Genomic DNA, 22,351 nt, shown 5'->3' with positions numbered 1-22,351 from the left:
GCCATCACGATGGTGCATTGGGATTGAACAGGATCGCAATTTTAACCCATAAGGAAATCTGCACTATGGAATTGGTAGCTGTTGATTATCAGGCCCCAGATGCGGCCGAGCGCTTTGTCGAATCGCTGCATAAAACCGGCTTTGGCGTATTAAAAAATCATCCGATTTCACAGGATCTGGTCGAAACCATTTACGAGCAATGGGGACGCTTTTTCCAAACCGAGCAGAAGCATAACTTCCGCTTTGATCCCGCCAAGCAAGATGGCTTTTTTCCGGCTGAAGTATCGGAAACCGCCAAGGGCAACAACACCAAAGATCTGAAAGAGTATTTTCACTTCTACCCGTGGGGGCAATGCCCAGATTCGCTGCGCTTAGACTTGGCCAGTTACTACGCCCAAGCCAACAGTTTGGCCAGTGAATTATTAACCTGGGTACAGCGTTTTGGCCCAACCGAAATGACCGAAGGCTACAGCGAACCGCTGCCAAGCATGGTGACCGGCAGCGAGAAAACGTTGCTGCGAGTGCTGCACTACCCACCAATGACCGGCACCGAACCGGCTGGCGCGCTGCGTGCCGCCGCCCACGAAGACATCAACCTACTGACCATCTTGCCGGCGGCGAACGCCAAAGGGCTGCAGATCAAAAATGGCGACGACTGGGTTGATGTGCCTGCGGATTTTGGCACCTTGGTGGTGAACATTGGTGACATGCTGCAAGAGGCATCGAAAGGGTACTTCCCATCCACCACCCATCGGGTGATTAACCCGGAAGAGGGCGTGCAAAATGGCTCGCGGATCTCATTGCCGCTGTTTTTGCACCCACGACCAGAAGTGGTGTTGTCCGAGCGTTATACCGCCAACAGCTACTTGATGGAGCGCCTGCGCGAGCTTGGGGTGATTTAAGCGCCTGCGCGGTCAGTCTCGCAGTAGTCGCATCAACAGTAACGGGGCCGCAAGGCTCCGTTTTTTGTTTGAACTGTGGCGTTACGGGATGCTCAATGTTGCAACGCCCCAATCGACGGATCTTCATCAAGGTCAGATCCCAGCCGATAACTGGGTACTGAACCGGCCATATTATTGGGCAGATATGCCCTAAAAATAGATCGATAGCCACCGGATCAATGTGGGTCAGACTACACTTTCGTAGCACCGTTTGGTGCAGTGGTAGGCTAACAGGGAGTGTTCGTACCATGCGGATCCGCCGGCTGACGTTTAAATTGTTTGGTGCCATCGCAACTGTATTTTCAGTCTTGGTGGTGCTACTGCTGTATTGGAACATGCACGATCAATATCAGCACAAGCTGACGCTGGTGCAGCAGATGATGAAGACGCAGGCGGCGCAATTGGTGGTTGAACAAGAGGGGCAGCTGCGGTTGGATCAGGCCAACATCGATGCGCTGCTGCAGCCGCACGCTCAAGTGAATTATGCGGTGTTTTCATTAGGCGGGCTAAAGAACGCGTATCGCTACCAAACCCAAGACAGCGCCGGCGCCTGTACCCCCCCCTATTTTCAACTGCCTTACGATCCGGTGGCGCGCTGTGTGGTGACCGATGGCTCGTTGCAATACCCCTCAGGCAAGTTGTATTACTCGCTCACTCACGACGTCAGCGCCTTGTTTGAAGCCACCGTAGCGCGGTTGTTGGTGATCTTGGCGTTTTTAGCGGCGGGGTTTTCTTGCATCTATCTGTATGCGGCGCAGCTGTTCATTCGCCCACTGTCGTTGATTTTAAAGAAGCTCGAGCAGATGGGCAGCGGCAAGGCTGACTTTGCCCAACCGATCACCTTAAAAAGCGAATTGGCCGAGCTGGCTCAAGCGCTGGAGCGCACGGATAAAGAGCTGTTGCAAAGTAAGCAGCAGGATGAAGAGTTAAACAATCGCTTGCGAAAAGCGTTGTTGGCTCGCAGTGAATTTATGGCCAATGCCAGCCATGAGATCCGCACCCCCATCAACGCCATCATCGGTTTTGTGGATGTGATGGGGCAAGATCGTGATCAATACCCGCCGGAGGTGAGCGAACACCTGGAACACATCTCTGGTGCCTCTTATGCCCTGCTGAGCATCGTTGACGAGGTGCTCGACTTCTCGAAATTAGATTCCAGCAACATGAAACTCGAACCCATCGATTTTGGTTTGCGAGAATCCTTCTCGAAACGGATCTCGGGCTTTTCTGGGCAGGCGCAGTCCAACGGCGTACAGCTGGTCAGCGAAGTCGACGAACGAGTGCCGCAGTACGTAAAAGGCGACGAAGGTCGCATCGGCCAGATCATCAGTAACCTGCTGAGCAATGCCATTAAGTTCAGCCCCAACGGCAAGGTCACGGTGCGCTTGGTGCTGGATAAGCAGCACAGCGATGGCTGCACCATTCGAATTGAAATTGAAGACACCGGCATTGGCATCGATCCCACGGCGTTGTCGTCAATCTTTGATGCCTATTCCCAAGCCGATACGTCAGTGACTCGTCAGTTTGGCGGCACGGGGCTGGGGTTGGCCATCTGTAAAAAACTGTCGACCCTAATGGATGCCAAGTTAGAGGTGCGTTCCGCGCTGGGCAAAGGCAGCTGCTTTAGCTTGATATTGCCGCTGGCCAAAGGGGTGCCACCGCCGCCGAAGCCCCATGTCGAGCCCGTTATTGAACGGCCTAAACTGCGGAAAATTCACATTACCGCCACCGAACCGGAAGCCGCGCCAGCGGCGGCTTATGGCAGTCAGTTCAATGGCCAGCCCCAGTCAAATGGAGACGGGCCGGTACGCACTCCGCCAACGGCCGCCCCAACGCCACCGCCAGCGGTTACGGCTACTCCTGCCGCGCCAAACCGCGACGTTGATGCCGATAAACCGTTGTCGAATGTGGCGGTGATGTTGGTTGAAGACAACAAAAGTAACCAAGCGGTGATGAAGGTGTTTTTGCATAAATTGGGGGCAGGGGGAGCCACCATCTGCAACAACGGTCAAGAGGCCGTTACGGCGGCGCAGGAGCAACCCTATGAGCTGATCCTGATGGATTGCCAAATGCCAGTGATGGATGGGTTCACTGCAACCCGAAAAATACGTGAAGGCTTAAGCCGTCACGCCACCATTATTGCCATTACTGCCAACGTAACAGCGCAAGATGAAAAAATGTGTCGTGAAGCGGGCATGGATGACTTTTTAACCAAGCCACTGACGCTGGGGGCATTGCAGCAAGGCATTGCCACGGTGGTGGCCGAGCCCGCCTGAAAGCCACGCAATTTCTGACCACCAATGCGGCGTTTATCGCCGCATTTTATTTGCCATCCCCAACTTTTTCCCACCGGGAATAACCCAGCTAACCACCTGCTTTCAGGTTGTTTTTTTTTCACCCTTACTGTGACCGTGGTGGTAACCGCTGCCGTTCAACGCAAAAGCACGTTTTTTATGACTAATCTTTGAAATACCAGTGGGGTGACAAGGAGTGTCACGAATGTCCCAAGGCGCCTTTGGAAGTGCTTTGATGCAGGGTCGGCGGTACCTTATCGTCGCGGTCGGGTTAAGCTTTTTTACCAGCTTAATGTTACTGACCATGCCTATCTATACCTTGCAGTTATTTAACCGCGTTATGGTCAGTCACAGTGTCGCCTCGTTGGTGGCCTTGATGTCGATTGCGTTGTTTTTGTTGGCGGTGCAAAGCGTGCTTGATTTTGCGCGCGGTCAACTGTTGCAGCAAACCGGCCATAAGCTCGATCTGGATCTAACCCCGCCGCTGTTGCTCAGTGCGTTGGACGACAGCGCCCGCCAAGGCAAAGTCAGCCGTAATGGCTTAACCGATCTGGCCGAGCTGCGGACCTTTTTTTTAAGCCCGGGCAGTGTTGCCGCCTTTGAGCTGCCGTGGGTGCCGCTGTTTTTACTCGTACTCTACTTCCTGCATCCGCTGTTTGCTGCGGTGGCGGCCATTGGGGCATTGGTGCTGTTGGCGGTAACCAGTTTTACCTACCGCATCTCCCGTGGCCTGTTTGCTGAAGTAAACAGCAGCAGCAACGAAAGCCAACAGCGATTAACGGATTACCTCAAACGCAGCCACATCATTAAATCGATGGGGATGGGCCCGAGCCTGAGCCTGCAGTGGCGCGATCGCAACAGCGAACAAGTGGCGCACAACTGGCGCCTAAGCAGCCGCATGAGCGTACTTGCTGGGGTATCGCGTGGGCTGCGCCAATCGATCCAGATCTGCTTACTTGCCCTTGGGGTCTATCTGGTGATGCAACAGCAGATCGGCCCCGGTGCGGTGATTGCGGCATCGATGCTCAGTGGTCGCTTTTTTGCCCCGATTGAACCGGCGTTAACCCAGTGGCGCCATTGGCAGCGGGTCTACCAAAGCTACCGCCGCTTAGCGGAATACGGCGCGATATTGGATGCCGATGAAGGCAAATTACCGCTGCCGCGTCCGGTGGGCGAACTGCTGGTGAACAACGTCTCCTACATTCCGAGCGGTCAGAAAATGCCGCTGTTGAAGCAAATTGGCTTCCGTTTAGCGCCGGGGAAATCGCTGGCGATCTTAGGCGGAACCGGTGAAGGCAAGTCAACCTTGCTGCATCTGTTGCTGGGCATGGACCGACCCAGTGCCGGCGAGATCCGCATTGATGGCGCGTCGTTGAATCAGTGGGAACCCGAAACCCTTGGGCAATACATCGGCTTCTTGCCACAAGAGGTGGAGCTGATCAACGGCACCGTGGCGCAAAACATCGGCCGCTTTGGTGAAGCCAATGGCGAACTGGTGCTGCAAGCAGCACAGCTGACCGGAGTGCATGAGTTAGTAACCCAACTGCCCCAAGGCTACGAAACCAAAATTGGCGATGCTGGCATGCAGCTTTCTGCGGGGCAGCGGCAACGGATTGCGTTAGCGCGGGCGTTGTATGGCTCGCCGCAACTGCTGGTGTTAGATGAACCTGCCGCCAACCTCGATCCCGATGGCGAACGGGCTTTAGCCAAAGTCTTAGCCCACTGCCGCAAGGTGGGGATCACCGTGGTGATGGTAACGCATGCACCGCAGCTGCTTGCCAAGGTGGATTGGGTTATCGCCTTGAAACACGGTGGCATCGCGCAAGCGGGGCCGCGCGAGCAAGTCTTAAAGGCCCCGGCGGTGAAAACCAACAGCCCACGGCTTAATACAACCAAAACCCGCGAAGCCAACACCAAAACGGTCGGCGTGGATGAGGCCGTTCCAAGCCCCGCCACCAAAGTCACTCAGGCGGTGAGCGCCAAGGAGGTTCTATGAGAGACGCATTTGAACTGTCGCCGCAGCGCTGGGCCAAGCGAGCCGGGGTTGTGGTTGCGGTGGGCTTTTTAGGGTTTCTGCTGTGGGCGGCCCTGATGCCCTTGCAAGCGGGCACCGTGGTTGGCGCCACCTTGGTGGTGGGGAAAAACGCCCAAGTGATCGCCCATCGCGATGGCGGTTGGATCAAAGCGATCCACGTCAGCGACGGGCAAAGCGTGCAAAAAGGGCAGCTGTTGATGGAGATCAGCGATGGTCGCAGTGCCGCAGAATTGGAAAAGTGGCAAGAGCGGGTGTGGCAATTTGCGGCTGAGAAAGCGCGTTTAGAGCAAACCTTGAATGAAGGTAAAGGAAGCCAAATCAATAAATTGGATATTCCTGAGACCATCAAAAATCAGCACAAACAGCTGATGGCACAGCAGTTGCTACATCAGCAACTCACCATGCAGGAGCTGGAGTTAAAGCTCAGCAGCCGCCGCAGCGAATTGCAGGCATTAGACATTCGCCACGGCAGTTTGGTGGCACGCAAGAAGCTCTCTGACGAGGAGCTATCCATCGCCAGTCAATTGCAAAAACAGGCTTATTTGGCGCGCATGCAGCTGTTGGCGATTGAACGAGCCAACGCCGAACTGGGGGGAGCCATCGGTGCCAGCCGCGCTAAGCGCACCGCAGTGAAGGCCGACATTACCGGCTTAACGCGGCAGCTAGAGCGGGTACAAAGCGAGTTTGTTGCCAACGTCATGGTGCGCCTTGGTGAGGTCGACCTGTCGTTAATCGAAGCCAAGCTGTCGTTGCAAAACATGCAGCTGCGACACGACACCGGCATGATCTACGCCTTGAACGACGGCACGGTGGCGGGGCTGCGAGCCCAAGCGGTGGCCACCGATCAGATCTGGCCCGGCGAAGTATTGATGCGGCTGGTGCCTCAGGATCCTGAGCTGGTGGTGGAAGGGGTGTTGCCCTTAACCGACATCGACAACGTTTGGGCAGGGCTAACCACCAAAGTGCACCTACGGGCGTTAGATGGCGGGGCGCTAGCCCCAGTGGATGGTCAAGTGGTGCACGTAGACGCGGATCCCACCTCGTTTGGCGAAGAACAAGGCTACCGCTTTCGAGTTCAAATTGTGCCAAACCAGCTGCAACAGCTGGCGGATCGGCGCCTAGCCCCGGGCATGCCGGTGGACGTGTTTATTCAATTGCGACGGTCAACGTTGCTGCGTTATTTGCTGGATCCGGTGTTAACCCATACCAACCGGGCCCTTCGAGAAAGTTAATCCCTGAGGAGTATCAATCATGTCAGGCACAAATGAAGATGACGTAATCGTAGGATCAGGCGAAGGCGAGCACATTGATGCTTTTGCTGGGGATGACATTGTTACCGGTGAAGGTGGCGATGACTATCTGGTGGGGAACGATGGCAGCGACAGCATCGGTGGCGGCGGCGGCGACGACGTGATTTTAGGGGATGCAGGTCAGGATCCCGAGGCCGAGCCTGAGGAAGAGGTGGATCCCACCGACAGCTGGTCTGCCAACGAAAACGTCACCGAGTTCTCGGGTGAAAATGCCCCCGGGCGTTACGAAGTGGGCGACACCTTCAGCGTGATGGTGGCGATCCCCGATGGCGGTAACCAGTTCAAGATGAAACTGGACATCGACAGCAGCGACGAATCCGAAATTCAAGTCACCGTTAAAGACGCCCAAGGCAATGTGATCTACACCGGCCCCGCGCTGGTGGTGGGTGAAGACACCGGCATCATCACCATCGAGATCGATCCAGAGTTAATGCCCGAAAATGGGTTGGTATCAATCGAGCTGAATGTGTTGTCGGGCCCCGGGGTTGATATCGACACCTTAGCCATTGACGGCAGCGGCGAATGGGATGACACCATCACCGCTGGCGCTGGGGATGACACCGTATTTGGCATGCAGGGCGACGATTACATCCACGGCGGCAGCGGCGATGACGTGCTGGATGGGGGCGGCAACGACGACACCCTTAAAGGCGGTTTAGGCGACGACAAACTGTTTGGTGGCCAAGGCAACGACAGCTTATCCGGCGGCCAAGGCAACGACGAAATGCTCGGCGGCGATGGCGACGATCAGATGTGGGGCGGTGACGGCGACGACGTCATGATGGGCGAGCTGGGCGACGATTTCCTGCAAGGGGGTAAAGGTAACGACACCCTGCTGGGCGACGACGGCAACGATACCCTGCGTGGCGGCCAAGGCGATGACTTACTGGTGGGCGGCAAAGGCGAAGATGTGCTGCAAGGGGGGCAAGGCGACGACACCCTGTTGGGCGACGAAGGCAACGACGAACTGTATGGCGGCGACGGCGATGATGTTTTGATCGCCGGTGATGGCGACGATCTGCTGGTTGGTGGTGTTGGCGCCGATATCTTGCTGGGCGGTGATGGTAATGATCTGCTCGACGGCGGCGAAGGCAACGATGAACTGTACGGTGAAGTGGGCGACGACACCCTAAGCGGTGGCGAAGGCAACGATTTTCTGGTTGGCGGTTTAGGGGATGACACCCTCAGTGGCGACGAAGGCGACGACACCCTGCTCGGGGGCGAAGGCAACGACACCCTAAGCGGTGGCGACGGCCATGATGTCTTGGTGGGTGAAGCCGGTAACGACACCTTACTCGGCGGCGCGGGCAACGACGGTCTTTATGGTGGCGCTGGCCACGACACCATCAGCGGCGGCGACGGCGACGACATCATCACCGGCGACGAAGGCGATGATGTGCTGAGCGGTGGTGCCGGTAACGATGAAATTTACGCTGGCACCGGTGACGACATCTTAGAAGGCGGCGAAGGCGACAACCAGCTGCACGCCAACGAAGGGGACGACATCATTACCGCCGGAGCCGGTAATGATCAGGTGTTTGCGGGCAGCGGTAACGACGACATTAACGTTGGCGATGGCGACAACCTGGTGTACGCCGGAGAAGGCAACGACAGCGTGATCACCGGCTCAGGCCGCGACATTATCTTTGGCGAAGGCGGTGACGACACCATCGACTCTGGCGCTGGTAACGATGAGATCTTTGCCGGTGAAGGCGCCGATGTTGTTGATGCTGGCGCAGGCGATGACGTGATCTTTGGTAATGAAGGCGACGACCTTATCGACGGCGGCGAAGGCAACGACGCCATCTTTGGTGGCGAAGGCGCAGACACCGTGACTGGTGGCGCAGGCCACGATTACATCGAAACCAACGACGGCGATGACAGCATCGACGCCGGCGCAGGCAACGACACCGTATTTGCTGGCGAAGGCGACGACACCATTGTGGCTGGGGCAGGCAACGACGTGGTGTTTGGCGAAGGGGGCGACGACAGCATTACCCTTGGCGAAGGGGATGATTTTGCCGACGGCGGCGATGGCGACGACACCATCAGCGGCGGCTTAGGCAATGACGTTATCATCGGCGGTGGTGGCGACGATTACCTCGATGGCGGCGAAGGGGAAGACGTGCTGGTGGGCGGCGCAGGCAACGACACCTTAATCGGTGGCGATGAACGCAGCGAACTGCATGGCGGGGATGGCGACGACACCATTATTGGTGGCGCGGCCTCGGATCTGATCAGCGGCGGTGCGGGCAACGACACCATTGAAGGTGGCGAAGGCGACAACGAGATTTACGCAGGCGATGGTGACGACACCGTTACCACGGGCTCGGGCAACGATCTGATTTCGGCAACCAGCGGCAGCAACACCATTGATTCTGGTGCCGGTGACGACACCATCTACGGCGGCTCTGAATCGGATCTGATCAATGCGGGCGACGGCAACGACAGCATCTTTGCCGATGCTGGGGACGACGTGATCCACGCTGGCAGCGGCGACGACAGCGTTGATGCCGGCGCCGGCAACGACCAAGTCTTTGGTGGCGAAGGCGATGATGTGCTGTTTGGCGGTGGCGGCGATGATCACATCGAAGGCGGTGTGGGCGACGACGTACTGATGGGCGGCAGTGGCGACGACATGCTGCTTGGGGGCGAAGGGATCGATCGCCTAGATGGCGGGGATGGCGACGATTATCTCTACGGCGGTGAAGAAGGCGGCGAACTGCACGGCGGCGACGGCGATGACCGCATCGTTGGTGGCGCGGGGGCGGATCTGATCTCCGGCGGGGATGGCAGCGATCTGATTGAAGCGGGCGCGGGCGATGATGAAATTTACGCGGGCGATGGTGACGACACCGTAACCGGCGGCGAAGGCGCCGACACTATCTATGCCTCGGGCGGCAGCAACACCCTTGATGGTGGCGTTGGTGATGACCAAATTTACGGCGGCAGCGGCCAAGACACCATCAGTGGCGGCGTGGGCAACGATGCGCTGTTTGGTGGCGCAGGCGATGACGTGATTCACGCGGGCAGCGGCGACGACACCATTGATGGCGGGGCCAACGATGATCGCCTTTATGGTGACGCGGGCGACGACCACATCATTGGTGGCGGCGGTGCCGACATCATCGAAGGGGGCACTGGCGACGACTTGCTGCAAGGGGGCAGCGGCAACGACCACCTGCTGGGCGGCGAAGGCATTGATGTGCTCGAAGGCGGCGCAGGCGATGACGTGTTGTACGGTGGCGAAGAGTCCAGCACCTTGTCCGGTGGCGATGGCAACGATCACCTTATCGGCGCGAACGCCGGTGATGTGCTTTCCGGTGGCGCAGGCGACGATCTGATTGAAGCGGGCAGCGGTGCCGATGAGATCCACACAGGTACCGGTGACGATGTGGTTACCGCAGGGGCAGGCAACGATCTGATTTTTGCAGAGGATGGCCGCAACACCATTGATGCCGGTGATGGCGATGACTTTGTGCAAGGCGGCATCGGCGCCGACACCATCATCGGTGGTGCTGGTAACGATGTGTTGATCGGTGGCGCCGGTGACGACACCATCACCGACACCGAAGGCGTGGCAGAGATCTACGCCGAAGATGGCGATGACACCATCTTAACCGGAGCACAAAACGACACCGTCTTTGGCGGTGCCGGTGCCGACAGCATCGAGACCGGAGCCGGGGACGATACCGTCTACGCCGGTGAAGGCAACGATACCGTTGATGCTGGGGCTGGCGACGACACCATCTACGGTGAAGTCGGCAGCAACACGCTGCTTGGCGGCGAAGGCAACGACACCATCTACGGTGGCGTGGGGGCTGACACCATCGACGGCGGCGTTGGCGACGATGCCCTGTATGGCGGCGATGGCGCCGATACCCTTCGTGGCGGTGATGGCGACGACTTACTGGTTGGTGGCGCTGGTAACGACAGCCTTGATGGCGGCAGTGGCGCCGATACCTTACTGGGGGAAGCGGGCAACGACACCATCAGCGGCGGCGCAGGCAGCGATTTCATTGACGGTGGCGATGGCCACGATGTGCTGGATGGCGGTGCCGATGATGATCACATCATCGCCGGTGCCGGTAACGACACCTTAATCGGCGGCAGCGGTGACGATCTGCTTGAAGCCGGCGCCGGTGACGATACGGTGTCCGGTGGTGAAGGGGACGACACCATTCTTGCTGGTGATGGCAACAACACCATCGACGCAGGCATTGGCAACGACAACATCGAAGCGGGCAGCGGCGACGACATCATTGATGGTGGCGACGGCGACGACACCATCGTGGCGGGTGGCGGCAATAACACCATCAATGCGGGCAGCGGCAACAACAACATTGAAAGTGGCGACGGCAACGACACCATCGACGGTGGTGACGGCGATGACACCATCGTGGCGGGCAGCGGCAATAACCTGATCAGTGGTGGCGCTGGCGCCGACAACATCAGCAGTGGCAGCGGCAATGACGAGATCGACGGCGGGGAAGGTGACGACACCATTACTGTGAGCGGTGGCCACAACGTGATCAGTGGTGGCGCCGGGGATGACGCCATCACCACCGGCGCAGGCAATGATCAGATCGACGGCGGCGACGGCAACGACAGCATCCGTTCCAGCGGCGGCAACAATGTTATCTATGGTGGCCTGGGTAACGACACCATCGTTACCGGTGGCGGCGATGACATTTTGGATGGCGGCGACGGCAACGACAGCCTCAGCGGTGGCGCGGGCAGCGACAAACTGTTTGGTGGCGCAGGTGACGACACCCTTGAAGGCGGTGCGGGCTACGACGAACTTTATGGTGGCGATGGCGACGATACCCTGCGCGGTGGTGACGACACCGATCTGCTGCAAGGGGGGGATGGTAACGACAAACTCTACGGCGACGGTGGCGACGATCTGCTGCAAGGGGGCGAAGGCAACGATAAGCTCTACGGCGGTGATGGTAACGACCAACTGCAGGGCGAAGCCGGTAATGATTATCTGGATGGCGGCAGTGGCGACGATCTGCTGTTGGGCGGAGCAGGGAACGACACCCTGAAAGGCGGCAGTGGCAACGATCAACTGCAAGGCGGCGACGGCAACGACAAGCTGTACGGCCAAAGCGGTAATGACCATCTTGATGGTGGCAGCGGCGATGACAAACTCTACGGCGGCTCCGGTGACGATCTGCTGCAAGGGGGCGACGGCGCCGATTCCCTTGATGGTGGCAATAACGACGACGTGCTGCTTGGCGAAGCGGGCAACGACACCTTAACCGGCGGCAGTGGCAACGACCAACTGTTCGGCGGAGCAGGCAACGACAGCCTGGATGGCGGCAGCGGGGTGGATGAACTGTATGGCGGCGAAGGCAACGACACCTTGGTGTACGACAGCAATGACACCGTGATCCAAGGGGGCAGCGGCTTCGACATCCTCACCGCAGGCCCGCAAGGGGATGGCATCATCGACATGACCGAAGCCGGCGTGAATGGCATCGAAGCGTTGATCATTGACGATGGCGTGGATGCCACCTCGGTGAAAATCTCGCTGGAACAGATCCTGCAAGAGTCCGATGGCGATGGGATCTTACTGAACGACGGCAGCACCGACGCCATGGAAGATGTGTTCCTGTTGCTGGGGGCGGACGAAGTCAATCTGGAAGGCGGCGGCTGGAACTACAGCCAAGAGTTGGATATTGGCGACATGGATGCGGATCTGGTTGCCCGCTATGAAGCCGAAGGGGTCGACGTGGATTCGCTCCAAGGCTACCAGTTCACCAACGATTCCGGTGAAACCGTGACCATCTGGACCGATTCCGACTTAAGTGAAGTGAATCTGAACGACATGGCGCTGCAGCCAGACGAGGAGCAAAACGGCGGCTTGTAATTCACTTTTTCGTTTACACTAACTTCACTAAAACCGACGGCATTGCCGTCGGTTTTTTTGGGCTGTGTACCAATTAGCTGTTGAACTTATTGTGCATGACCAGCTGCGGCATAAAGGTCATTGCCGGGACCGCCCGGCGGCGGGCAAGGGACTCGTCCCTTTGCAATCCCGAGCGCCTCCGAGGTGACGACAACCCCTCGTTTTTGCCGCATTGCGTTGCAGCAACGGCCAGATGCGCCATCCATGGCTTAACTGGCCTCTACGGCATCCTGCCTTCGGCTTTACTCCATCACTGCTGCACTCGGCGTCACCAAGTCGGCAGAAAGTTATCACCGCCAGATGATCACTTAGCCGTGACAGATACGCCGCACCGGCTTTACTGCCGCATCACAGCGTTGAGCGGTGTACTGCAAAATGAGGTTGAGCAACAGGATGTTGCGAGTGCATCGCTAAGCCATGGATGGCGCATCGATGCAGTGCCGAATGGCGCAGTGCAAGGAGCGAAAGTTGAGCTGTGCTAAGGCAATGGGATCCCAAAGGGAGAATCCCTTTGGGTGCCGTCGCCACGGCGACATAACCATTTGAAAGCAGTGCCATCGAAGCTCGCCGCAGGCGACAATAGCTACTGCGCAGCAACGCCAACAGTTAACTAATACACAGCCTTTTTTTGTGGCTGCCGATTCGCGGAAGCCACAGCGCGGTTGGGGGGGAGCGGGCGGTTGCTTTGCGACCATTTTTGTCCGCAAAACTGCGGCCTTTATGGGGCGGGGTTTAGGTCAAGGTTTTGGTGATTTACAGTAACTATTAATAGGTAATCGCAGTATCATCGGATGAAGCCTAAATCAGGGAGTAGACGAGTGGTGTTATGTGAGTCAGAACGATTGTTGATCCGGCAGTTTCAAGCCGAGGACGCCAAATTTATTGTTGAGTTACTCAATCAAGAATCGTTTATTCGGTACATTGCCGACAAACAGGTGCGTACCGAAGCCGATGCCATTCGTTACCTAGAAGAGGGCCCGTGGGCCAGCTATCAACAATATGGCTTTGGGCTTAACGTGGTGCAATTGAAAGGGTGCAACACCCCCATTGGCATGTGCGGCTTACTGAAGCGGCCAGAGCTGGACTTTCCCGATTTAGGCTACGCTTTTTTGCCCCAATATTGCGGCCAAGGCTACGCCTTAGAAGCGGCGCAAATTGTGTTGCATCATGGCTTTAGCATCTATTCGCTGAATCAAGTGCTGGCGGTAACCCTACCGGAAAACCTGGCGTCCAATCGGTTGCTGCAAAAAGCCGGATTCCGCTGCACTGGCACCGTTAATCTTTATGGCAGCGACAATAACTTGTACCAGTTTGCCCACGACTATCAGCCGATAAAGTCGATGATGTTCGCCAGTTGGCAGGCTGAAAAATAGAGGAATAGAGGGTGGAACAGGGCATGTTGTGGGGGGCGATTGCACTGGTCGTCTGTGCGTTACTGGCCGCCAAAGTGTGGTTATATCGCTGGGTGAAATTCAAAATGGATGAAGGGGCAATAACGCAGTTTTTGCACAGCGACGCCGCGGCCGCACATGGCCACAGCAGCGACGCCATCGCCGCTGCCACCCACATCGCCGTGGCGCGGGTTCGCTTGGTGTGTCAGCAAAGTAAGATCATCGGTGGCGCCGAGCCCCAGTGGCGACGGTTATAATAGCCACTCTTGGCGAGCAAAGGGGCGACACAGTGGAAACCAGCATCATCAAATTAGAGCCACCAACGATGGCGCGGCAACCACAGATCCTAGCCGCCATTCACGCCAGCCAAGCAGAATTAGCGCAATACCTTACTTGGGTAGAGCAGGCGTTGGATCCCGCCCAATCGATCGCCGATACCCAGCAAGCCATTGATAACTTTCAACAGCAAAATAGCGAGCTGCGTTACAACATCATCGATAAACGCAGCGATGAACTGCTCGGCGCGATCGGATTGCTGATCCGCGACGCCAGTGTGCCCTATTTTGAGCTGGGTTATTGGCTGGCTACCCACGCGACCGGCCAAGGCTACGTCACCAGCGCCGTTACGCTGCTAGAACAGCACGCTTTTAACCAACTTGGGGCGAAGCGCTTAGAGATCCGCATGGCCGAATCCAATCGCAGCAGCCGCGCCGTGGCAGAACGCTGCGGCTTTCCATTGGAAGGCACCTTATTGAACGAACGTCGGTTACCTTCGGGGCCGTTATGCAACACCTTGGTGTACGCCAAAACCGCACTGTAATCCCGCCATTGCGTTCCGCAGCAGGGTAACGGCACCGGTGCCAGCCGCAATTTAAGTTGCAGCAATGCGCTTACGCAAGTGGATTGTTTGCCAATAAGAACAGGCTAAACGCACCTTAAAGCTGTGATCTGGATCAAACTAATTGCCCTTTGCGCCGACGGACAACGGCGCAATCGGCAATCGCTGGGGTACAATTTGCGCCGCCAAATTCACCGCCCTACGGAAACCGATAACAAGAATGAAATCCGATCTCGCTATCTCTCAACAAACGCCATTGCAGCCGATCAACGCCATTGCTGAACGCGCCGGGATCTTACCCAGTGAACTGGTGCCTCAAGGCAGCGCCAAAGCCAAGGTTAAGTTTGCCGCGCTGCAGCGTCTTACCGAACACAAGCAGGGCAAACTGGTGGTGGTTACCGCCATTACTCCCACGCCATTGGGCGAAGGCAAAACCGTGACCACAATTGGCTTGGCGCAAGGGTTAGCGCAGGTGGGCACAAACGTGATGGCTTGCATTCGTCAACCCTCTATGGGGCCGGTGTTTGGGGTTAAAGGCGGAGCGGCTGGCGGCGGTTACAGCCAAGTGGCGCCGATGGAAGAGCTTAACCTGCACCTGACCGGCGACATTCACGCCGTAGCCGCTGCCCATAACTTAGCGGCGGCCGCAATCGACGCGCGTTTATTTCATGAACAGAAGCAGGGCGACAACTTCGCCGCCAAAACGGGGTTAACCCCCGTCAACATTGATGCCAATCGCATCGTGTGGCGCCGCAGTGTCGACATCAACGATCGCACCTTGCGCCGCATTACCATCGGCATCAATAACCCCGGTTCGAGCGCCAATGGCATCGAACGGGAAAGCGGCTTCGACATCACCGCCGCGTCAGAGCTGATGGCGGTGTTGGCCTTGGCCAGCGATCTGACTGATCTGCGGCTTCGCATTGGCAAGGTGGTGCTGGCCTACAACACCGCGGGCGAGCCGATCACCGCAGAAGACATTCAAGTTGCCGGTGCCATGGCAGCGATTTTGCGTGATGCCGCCCAGCCAACCCTAATGCAAACCTTAGAAGGGGTGCCGACTTTGGTGCACGCAGGCCCCTTTGCGAATATCGCCCACGGTAACTCGTCAATCATTGCCGATAAGATGGCACTGGGGCTGGCGGACGTGGTGGTAACCGAAGGGGGCTTTGGCTCAGACATGGGCTTTGAAAAAGCCTGCAACATTAAAGCGCGCGCTGCGGGTAAAGCCCCAGATGCGGCGGTAGTAGTCGCCACCTTACGTGGCCTTAAAGCCAACTCGGGCGTGTACGATTTACGCCCAGGGCAATCGCTGCCCGCCGCTATCTTTGCGCCGGATCAAGCGGCCTTAACCGCCGGTTTTGCCAATTTAAAGTGGCACATAGATAACGTAAAACGTTATGGCATTCCGGTTGTGGTGGCCTTGAATCGTTTCCCTCAAGACAGCGACGAAGAGCTGAACTGGCTGCAAGCACAGGTGGAAGCGTTGGGGGCACAGGTGGCGATCTCTGAAGCCTTCGGCAAAGGGGGCGCTGGGGCCGTGGCGTTGGCCCATAAAGTGAATGAGGCCCTTAGCCAGCCAAGCCAATTCCAATATCTGTACGATTGTCAGCAGCCGATAGAGCATAAGTTGCTGAGCATGGTTGAGTCCGGTTACGGCGGCGCAGGCATTGAACTGTCGGCGCAGGCTAAGGCCGACATCGCTCAGTTAACCCAGTTAGGTTTTGCTCATCTGCCGGTGTGCATGGCCAAGTCGCCGCTGTCGATCAGCCACGATCCCGCGCTGAAAGGGGTGCCAACCGGCTTTACCGTGCCGATTAACGAGCTGAAGCTGTGCGCCGGCGCCGGTTTTATCTATGTGCTGACTGGTAACGTAATGACCATGCCGGGGCTATCGGATAAACCCGGCTACCTCAGTGTGGATATCGACGCCGACGGCAACATTATCGGCCTCGACGACTAAACTCGGTAACACCGCTGACAAGATGAAAACCGCTGACCGCTAAGGTCAGCGGTTTTTTGGTTTTTGCAGGGTGGGTTAAAAATTCTTTGTCACTAAGTAAATAAAAGGAAGTATTGCTGTGGCTCAATGTTATCGCGCCAATTGGCTGTGCGTCAGCCTTGTGCTGATCGGCCTATTTAGTGTCAGTACGGCAATGGCTGCGGCCAGAACCGCCCGTAACGGTCAACATCAAGCGGACATGGTGCGGGTGTGTGGCAAGCTGGCCGAAGTATCGCGGTTTGAACAAGGTTTATACCTGAGCCTCAACGAACGCGAACCCAACCTGCCGCTGACCCTAATCGTGTGGAATGACGACGTTACCGATGTGATGGCTCGAGACGGAGCGGTTTATCAAAGCATGGGCAAGCGGATCTGCGCCCGTGGCATCGTTAAAACCCAGCAAGACTACCGCCAACGCCGGGGCAAACACGCCTCAATCCAGTCTGGATCGCACCACAGCCGTTAGCGGCTGTTTACGCAGGCTCAGACAATGGCCACAGATTCAGTTATCATTGGCGTCAGATCCGTCTTTTAATGCTTGCCCTGCCAAGCAGCCTCCCAATAGGAATACTGAATGATTAACAACGATGTGCTGCGCATGGTGCGCGATATGCTGCAATACGATGATGCCGCCATGACCGATGTGTTTGCCCAAGCAGAGCACAACATCGACGTAGACACCGTGCACGCCATGCTGCTTACCAACGGCGATCAGAACTACCAAAAGTGCGAAGACGAGCTGCTGTCGGTGTTCTTAAACGGTTTGATCAACACCCTTCGTGGCAAGAAAGATGGGCCACAGGCGTTGCCAGAAAAACACATCAACAACAATGGTGTGTTCATGAAGCTGCGGATCGCCTTGAACCTGCAGGCCGATCAGGTACTGGAGATGCTGACCTTAGGCGGCGTAGAGCTGAGCAAACATGAGCTGAGTGCCTTTTTCCGTAAGGCCACCAACAAGCACTACCGCGATTGCAACGACGCGACCTTAGTGGCCTTTTTGCGCGGTAACATGATCAGCCGCGAAGGGTGATCCTGCGGTTCGAATCATCAAAAAACGCCAACGGCATTATGCGGTTGGCGTTTTTTTATGGCTGGAATTTGCGATCCGTTGCTGATCAAAGTGCTGCAGAGGCTGCCATCTCGGCGCATCCCTGCAGCGCGCCTCCTTCAGCTTGTGCCGCGTAAATTTGCCTTTTTAACCGGCACCTTCTGCCACACTCTAGCGGCGTAAGCTGAAATGCAGGTATGCTGCCAGCTTGTTGTAAGTTACTATTAATATTCACAAAAATGGCTGGTTATTATGATTAGTTGCCAAGATCACGATTACATCGAAATCGCTTGTCTCTACCGCTATCCGGTTACGTTAACTCTGCGGCAAGGCGCGCCCCAAAGCGGCATTGCGGTGGATACCGCGTATAACGAACAGCGGCAAGAGTGCCTAGTGCTGGCGACGGACTGCGGTGAACAGCTGGTGCCATTGGATCAGGTAGCGGTGTTAACAACCAGCCAAGATAACCCCCACTTTCAGTCGCTCAAGCTGACATCGAGCGATGAATAGCTCTCGTTAAAAATGGAATTTCAGATGCGAACCTTAAACCTCAACCCGTTTAATCCCGGGATCCTAAAAAAGATACTGCCCTTTGGGATCATGGTGCTATTGGCCTTTAACTCTTACTTTATTGTGATTGAAGGCCACGTTGGCGTAGTAAAGCGTTTTGGTGAAGCCAAGCATCAGCAAAACCCGGGGCTGCACTTTAAAATTCCGCTGATCGAAACCGTAGAGATGATTGAGGTGCGTACGCGCAAGAACGCCGAGAAGATGGCATCCAGCACCAAAGAGCAGATGCCCGTGACCATCGAAGTGTCGGTAAACTGGACAGTGAACAAAGAAGCGGCCTTAGAACTGTTTAAACGCTACGGTGGCTTAACTCAGTTTGAACAACGCATTTTGGATCCGCGGTTTCGTTCTGCCACGAAAGACACCATCCCGCAGTTTGAAGCCGAGCAGCTGATCCAAGATCGTGCCTCAGCCATTCAAGGGATTGAACGTCGCCTGTCGGAAGAGATGGCGGAATTCCCCGTTGTTGTGGATAACATTCAAATCGAGAACATCGTGCTGCCGAAAAAGTACATCAACTCGATTGAGATTAAGCAGACTGAAAAGAACCTCGCCGCCGCCGAAGAACATAAATTGGAGCGTCAGCGTTTGGAAGCCTTGCGCGCGGTAAACACCGCCGATGCGAAGGCGAAAGGGATCTTGAAAGTGGCAGAAGCGGAAGCGCAGTCGATATTGCTGAAAGGCCGCGCGGAAGCCAAAGCGATCGAAGCGAAAGCCAAGGCACTGAAGAACAACCCATTGATTGTTAAGTTGACCGAAGCGCAAGCGTGGGATGGGCAGTTGCCACAAACGATGCTGGGGCAGGGGGCGATGCCAATTATGGATATGCGGCAGTCGGTGTCACCACCCAAGCCATAGCCGCGTTGCTACATCGGTTCCCCCCGCGGTGGCAACCGTATCAATGGGGTTAATGGCACTAAAAAGGCAACCTAAATGGTTGCCTTTTTTGATCGCCGTTGGGGCGCTGGCGGAGTGCGTTACTGCCCCAAAAGGTGATCAAAATGGGCGTGCTGCTGTTGGCAAAAACTGGGCAGCATCACCATCGGCACAGGGCTAAATTCAACGCAACCGTCGCTGCGGTATTGCGGCAGATTGGCAGGGCAAAAAGCGTCATCAAGGCTGGTTAACGGTGCCCAGCGAAAGTCGACAATCACCGCAGACTGTGCTGGTGGCAGCCACAACACCCAATGGTGAGGCGCGCCGGCATGGTGGCCAAAATGCAGCTGCGCCGGTTGCTGATGATGGGCTAACACGCTCACAATCACTTGGCTTAACTGCAGTGCCCCCAACCCTTGAGTTGGCAGCGAGAATAGGCAATCCAGCAGTTGTTCGCGTTGAAAAACAGGCGCCATATTGGGCTCCGAAGGGGGGGGCTGAAAAGCGGCTTTAACAGCCGCTGAAATCCGTCAGGATCTGATATTTCTGCAGTAGCGGGCCGGTGTGATCGCCGGTTACGTAGCGGGCTTCTTCGTATTCAACGTAACACTTGGTTGGATCCGGTGCATCAGCAATGCTGATGCGCGCAATGTTGGGGTTGGTTGCGCCAACAACCGCTCGCCATTCGCGATCGGTAATGAATTGATCCGACAGTTCGATAATATCAATGATGTCAGGTTCGCCGCCTGGGCGGCCAACGTGCGGGTAGCCGCCCCAAGTCGTTACGGCTAAGTTACCGGCAACGGGGAAGTTTTTGATGTGTTCCGTAGGTTTGTTGCCATTGCTTATCAGCTTCAACTTAACCATATCGGCACTGCTTTTTAGCGTGCCCGCCACCCCTTGTAGGGTAGCAATGCGCGCATCGCTGTTCAGATTAATGAATTTAGGGGCAGCAACCGCCGCTAAGATCCCCAAGATCACAATCACCACCACCAGCTCGATTAAGGTGAAGCCACGTTGGTGTGGAGCTAACTTTGGCATAGGTAGGCAAGGCCATCAGCAGTGTTTGAAATTACCCACCAAATTATCAAAAGCCGCACCACGGAACAATTAGCGTATGCTCTTTTTAAGGCGTAGAGCATAGTAATTCTCTTGATATTACTGTGACGTAACCACGCATTGTTCAACACTTACCCAAATTAGATGGGATCCACCACCTCAGCAGCATCGAACTCGAAAATGAAGGAAGGAATCGGAATGAGTGACTTAAATACCCACCAGAACCGCGCCGTATGGTTTGATATCCCCGTGGCGGATCTGGATCGTGCCGCCGCATTCTACGCTGCGGTATTGAACATCAACGTAGAGGTGCTGCAACTCGATAGCGGCCACTTTGCGGTGCTTGAACACGGCGAAGGCAATGGGGGGTGCTTGGTGCCAAATGAAGCGGAGATCAGCGCCACTGCAGGGGTGATGCTGTATTTGAATGTGGATGGCCGCTTGCGCGACGCCATTGCACAGGTAACCCTTCATGGCGGCCACATTGTGCAGCCGCTGCACAGCATTGGCCCACACGGTTATCGAGCGATCTTTTTAGATAGCGAAGGCAATCGCCTGGTATTGCACGCCAACAGCGACAGCTAATTTGGCCTTTTCCGAACGAACGGTACGGCAAACGGTACGGCAGCGTTGTCGTGCCGTTGATTTGTTTCTTTTTAACAAGACACCCACCTTAACTGGCACTTTTTTAGGTCTCTTCTATCCTTGATTTTTAACCAAATTGGGGGCGAGACCATGCCAAGGGCACGAAAGCATCAAATTAGTCTGCAAGACACGCCGTACTACCATTGCGTCAGCCGTTGCGTGCGGCGTAGTTTTCTTTGCGGAATAGATAGTTACACTGGCAAAAGTTACGAGCATCGCCGCGACTGGATTGAGCAGCGTTTACTGGCACTCACCGATACCTTCGCCATCGAGATCTGCGCTTATGCCATCATGAGCAATCACAGCCATGTGGTACTGCACGTTGATGCAGCCCGCGCCAAGCAATGGGATGCTGAAGCCGTGTTGAACCGCTGGCATCAGATGTTTGCTGGCACCCGTTTAACCCAACTATATTGCGTTGAAGAGGAACGAGAAAATCTCAGCAGTGGCGAGTTGCATCAAGTAGAACGCTTAGTAGAACTGTACCGAGAGCGGCTGACCGACATCAGCTGGTTTATGCGCAGTCTTAACGAATACATCGCTCGGCAAGCTAACAAAGAAGATGGATGCACCGGCCGCTTTTGGGAAGGCCGCTTCAAATCACAAGCTTTGTTAGACGAGCAAGCACTGCTGTCGTGCATGGCTTATGTGGATTTAAACCCGATCCGCGCACAGATGGCGAAAACGCCAGAAGAGTCCAAATACACCAGTATTCGCCAGCGCATTAAGGCTGCTATCAAAGGGGCTCAGCCAACCAAGCTCAAACCGTTTGATGCCAACCAAGGTGAGCCAGAACAGCTGCCTTGCCACCTTAATCAATACTTGGATCTGATTGAATTCACAGGTCGCGCCATCCGCGCTAACAAAGCCGGCCATATCCCAGCGAACTGCGATGCACTGCTAACCCGGCTGGAAATTGATGTTGCTAGCTGGCTAGAGCTAACCCAAGGGTTTGAGCATCAGTTCTCTGGTTTGGTTGGCAGATTAACGGCACTGCAATGCTGTCGACAACACGATAACAGCCAACGAATACGTGGTAGTGGTAACGCCAAACGACTGTTTGGTTAGCTTTCTTTCACATTCATTGAGGATTAATGCTTTCGCCCAGCTGGGAAGCTTGGCGCTGCCTGAATTTCTCTGCTCTTTCCTACTAAGCCCCCAAACAGCGCCTTTCCAACTAAAAATCAGCTCAGACTCGCCCCAACAAGCACCTACAACCTTAACAAACAGTGCAGATGCCACGATGGTCGAACGACCTCCACTAAAATGGGTGTCTATTTAATGCTTTCTATTTAATGCTTTCCTACTAAGCCCCCAAACAGCGCCTTTCCAACTAAAAATCAGCTCAGACTAGCCCCAACAAGCACCTACAACCTTAACAAACAGTGCAGATGCCACGATGGTCGAACGACTTCCACTAAAATG

At 55.9% G+C, this 22,351-nt stretch carries 17 protein-coding genes; 15 read left to right on the top strand and 2 right to left on the bottom strand.

Going from position 1 to position 22,351, the window contains the following annotated elements; translation table 11 throughout:
* Positions 1-65: 65 nt before the first annotated feature.
* The 13 genes from Q0796_RS00830 to Q0796_RS00770 all read left to right on the top strand — a co-directional run bounded on the left by Q0796_RS00830 (position 66) and on the right by Q0796_RS00770 (position 19,204).
* Positions 66-902 (top strand): 2OG-Fe(II) oxygenase family protein, encoded by an 837-nt coding sequence (locus Q0796_RS00830; protein ID WP_298439267.1) that lies wholly within the window; start codon positions 66-68, stop codon positions 900-902.
* Between the two features lie 287 nt (positions 903-1,189).
* The gene (locus tag Q0796_RS00825) at positions 1,190-3,217 is read left to right on the top strand and encodes an ATP-binding protein (RefSeq protein WP_298439265.1); all 2,028 of its coding nucleotides are present in this window, start codon (positions 1,190-1,192) and stop codon (positions 3,215-3,217) included.
* 223 nt (positions 3,218-3,440) lie between these two features.
* On the top strand, positions 3,441-5,231 hold the full coding sequence (locus tag Q0796_RS00820) for a type I secretion system permease/ATPase (protein ID WP_363322296.1): 1,791 nt from the start codon (positions 3,441-3,443) through the stop codon (positions 5,229-5,231).
* The gene (locus Q0796_RS00815) at positions 5,228-6,502 is read left to right on the top strand and encodes an HlyD family type I secretion periplasmic adaptor subunit (protein WP_298439263.1); all 1,275 of its coding nucleotides are present in this window, start codon (positions 5,228-5,230) and stop codon (positions 6,500-6,502) included. The genes Q0796_RS00820 and Q0796_RS00815 overlap by 4 nt, the downstream gene beginning before the upstream one ends.
* Before the next feature lie 19 nt (positions 6,503-6,521).
* Positions 6,522-12,455: a calcium-binding protein gene (locus Q0796_RS00810; protein WP_298439261.1), complete on the top strand. Its 5,934-nt coding sequence runs from the start codon at positions 6,522-6,524 to the stop codon at positions 12,453-12,455.
* Between the two features lie 857 nt (positions 12,456-13,312).
* Positions 13,313-13,867: a GNAT family N-acetyltransferase gene (locus tag Q0796_RS00805; RefSeq protein WP_298439259.1), complete on the top strand. Its 555-nt coding sequence runs from the start codon at positions 13,313-13,315 to the stop codon at positions 13,865-13,867.
* 11 nt (positions 13,868-13,878) lie between these two features.
* Positions 13,879-14,142, top strand: coding sequence for a hypothetical protein (locus Q0796_RS00800; RefSeq protein WP_298439257.1), 264 nt, complete (start codon positions 13,879-13,881; stop codon positions 14,140-14,142).
* A 32-nt stretch (positions 14,143-14,174) separates the two neighbouring features.
* Positions 14,175-14,705 (top strand): GNAT family N-acetyltransferase, encoded by a 531-nt coding sequence (locus tag Q0796_RS00795; RefSeq protein ID WP_298439255.1) that lies wholly within the window; start codon positions 14,175-14,177, stop codon positions 14,703-14,705.
* A 238-nt stretch (positions 14,706-14,943) separates the two neighbouring features.
* Entirely contained in the window at positions 14,944-16,686 is a 1,743-nt protein-coding gene (locus Q0796_RS00790; RefSeq protein ID WP_298439253.1) for a formate--tetrahydrofolate ligase, read from the top strand.
* A gap of 118 nt (positions 16,687-16,804) precedes the next feature.
* A complete protein-coding gene (locus Q0796_RS00785; protein ID WP_298439251.1) occupies positions 16,805-17,191 on the top strand; it encodes a hypothetical protein in 387 nt (128 codons plus the stop codon).
* Positions 17,192-17,299: 108 nt separating this feature from the next.
* Positions 17,300-17,758 (top strand): DUF1456 family protein, encoded by a 459-nt coding sequence (locus Q0796_RS00780; RefSeq protein ID WP_298439249.1) that lies wholly within the window; start codon positions 17,300-17,302, stop codon positions 17,756-17,758.
* A 270-nt stretch (positions 17,759-18,028) separates the two neighbouring features.
* Complete coding sequence (locus Q0796_RS00775; protein ID WP_298439247.1) at positions 18,029-18,286, top strand: Rho-binding antiterminator; 258 nt, start codon at positions 18,029-18,031, stop codon at positions 18,284-18,286.
* Positions 18,287-18,376: 90 nt separating this feature from the next.
* Complete coding sequence (locus Q0796_RS00770) at positions 18,377-19,204, top strand: prohibitin family protein (protein ID WP_298439431.1); 828 nt, start codon at positions 18,377-18,379, stop codon at positions 19,202-19,204.
* A gap of 119 nt (positions 19,205-19,323) precedes the next feature.
* On the opposite strand, the gene Q0796_RS00765 is transcribed toward Q0796_RS00770, so the two are convergent.
* On the bottom strand, positions 19,324-19,698 hold the full coding sequence (locus Q0796_RS00765; RefSeq protein ID WP_298439246.1) for a hypothetical protein: 375 nt from the start codon (positions 19,696-19,698) through the stop codon (positions 19,324-19,326).
* Between the two features lie 34 nt (positions 19,699-19,732).
* Positions 19,733-20,263 (bottom strand): prepilin-type N-terminal cleavage/methylation domain-containing protein, encoded by a 531-nt coding sequence (locus Q0796_RS00760; protein WP_298439244.1) that lies wholly within the window; start codon positions 20,261-20,263, stop codon positions 19,733-19,735.
* A 216-nt stretch (positions 20,264-20,479) separates the two neighbouring features.
* Between Q0796_RS00760 and Q0796_RS00755 the strand changes: the two genes are divergently transcribed.
* Complete coding sequence (locus Q0796_RS00755; RefSeq protein ID WP_298439242.1) at positions 20,480-20,866, top strand: VOC family protein; 387 nt, start codon at positions 20,480-20,482, stop codon at positions 20,864-20,866.
* Positions 20,867-21,016: 150 nt separating this feature from the next.
* On the top strand, positions 21,017-21,994 hold the full coding sequence (locus tag Q0796_RS00750; RefSeq protein WP_298439240.1) for a transposase: 978 nt from the start codon (positions 21,017-21,019) through the stop codon (positions 21,992-21,994).
* The last annotated feature ends 357 nt before the right edge of the window (positions 21,995-22,351 follow it).

The organism is uncultured Ferrimonas sp. (genome assembly GCF_947489035.1).
In the GTDB taxonomy this organism is placed as follows: Bacteria; Pseudomonadota; Gammaproteobacteria; order Enterobacterales; family Shewanellaceae; genus Ferrimonas.
This window is presented reverse-complemented; position numbering and strand designations above follow the sequence as displayed.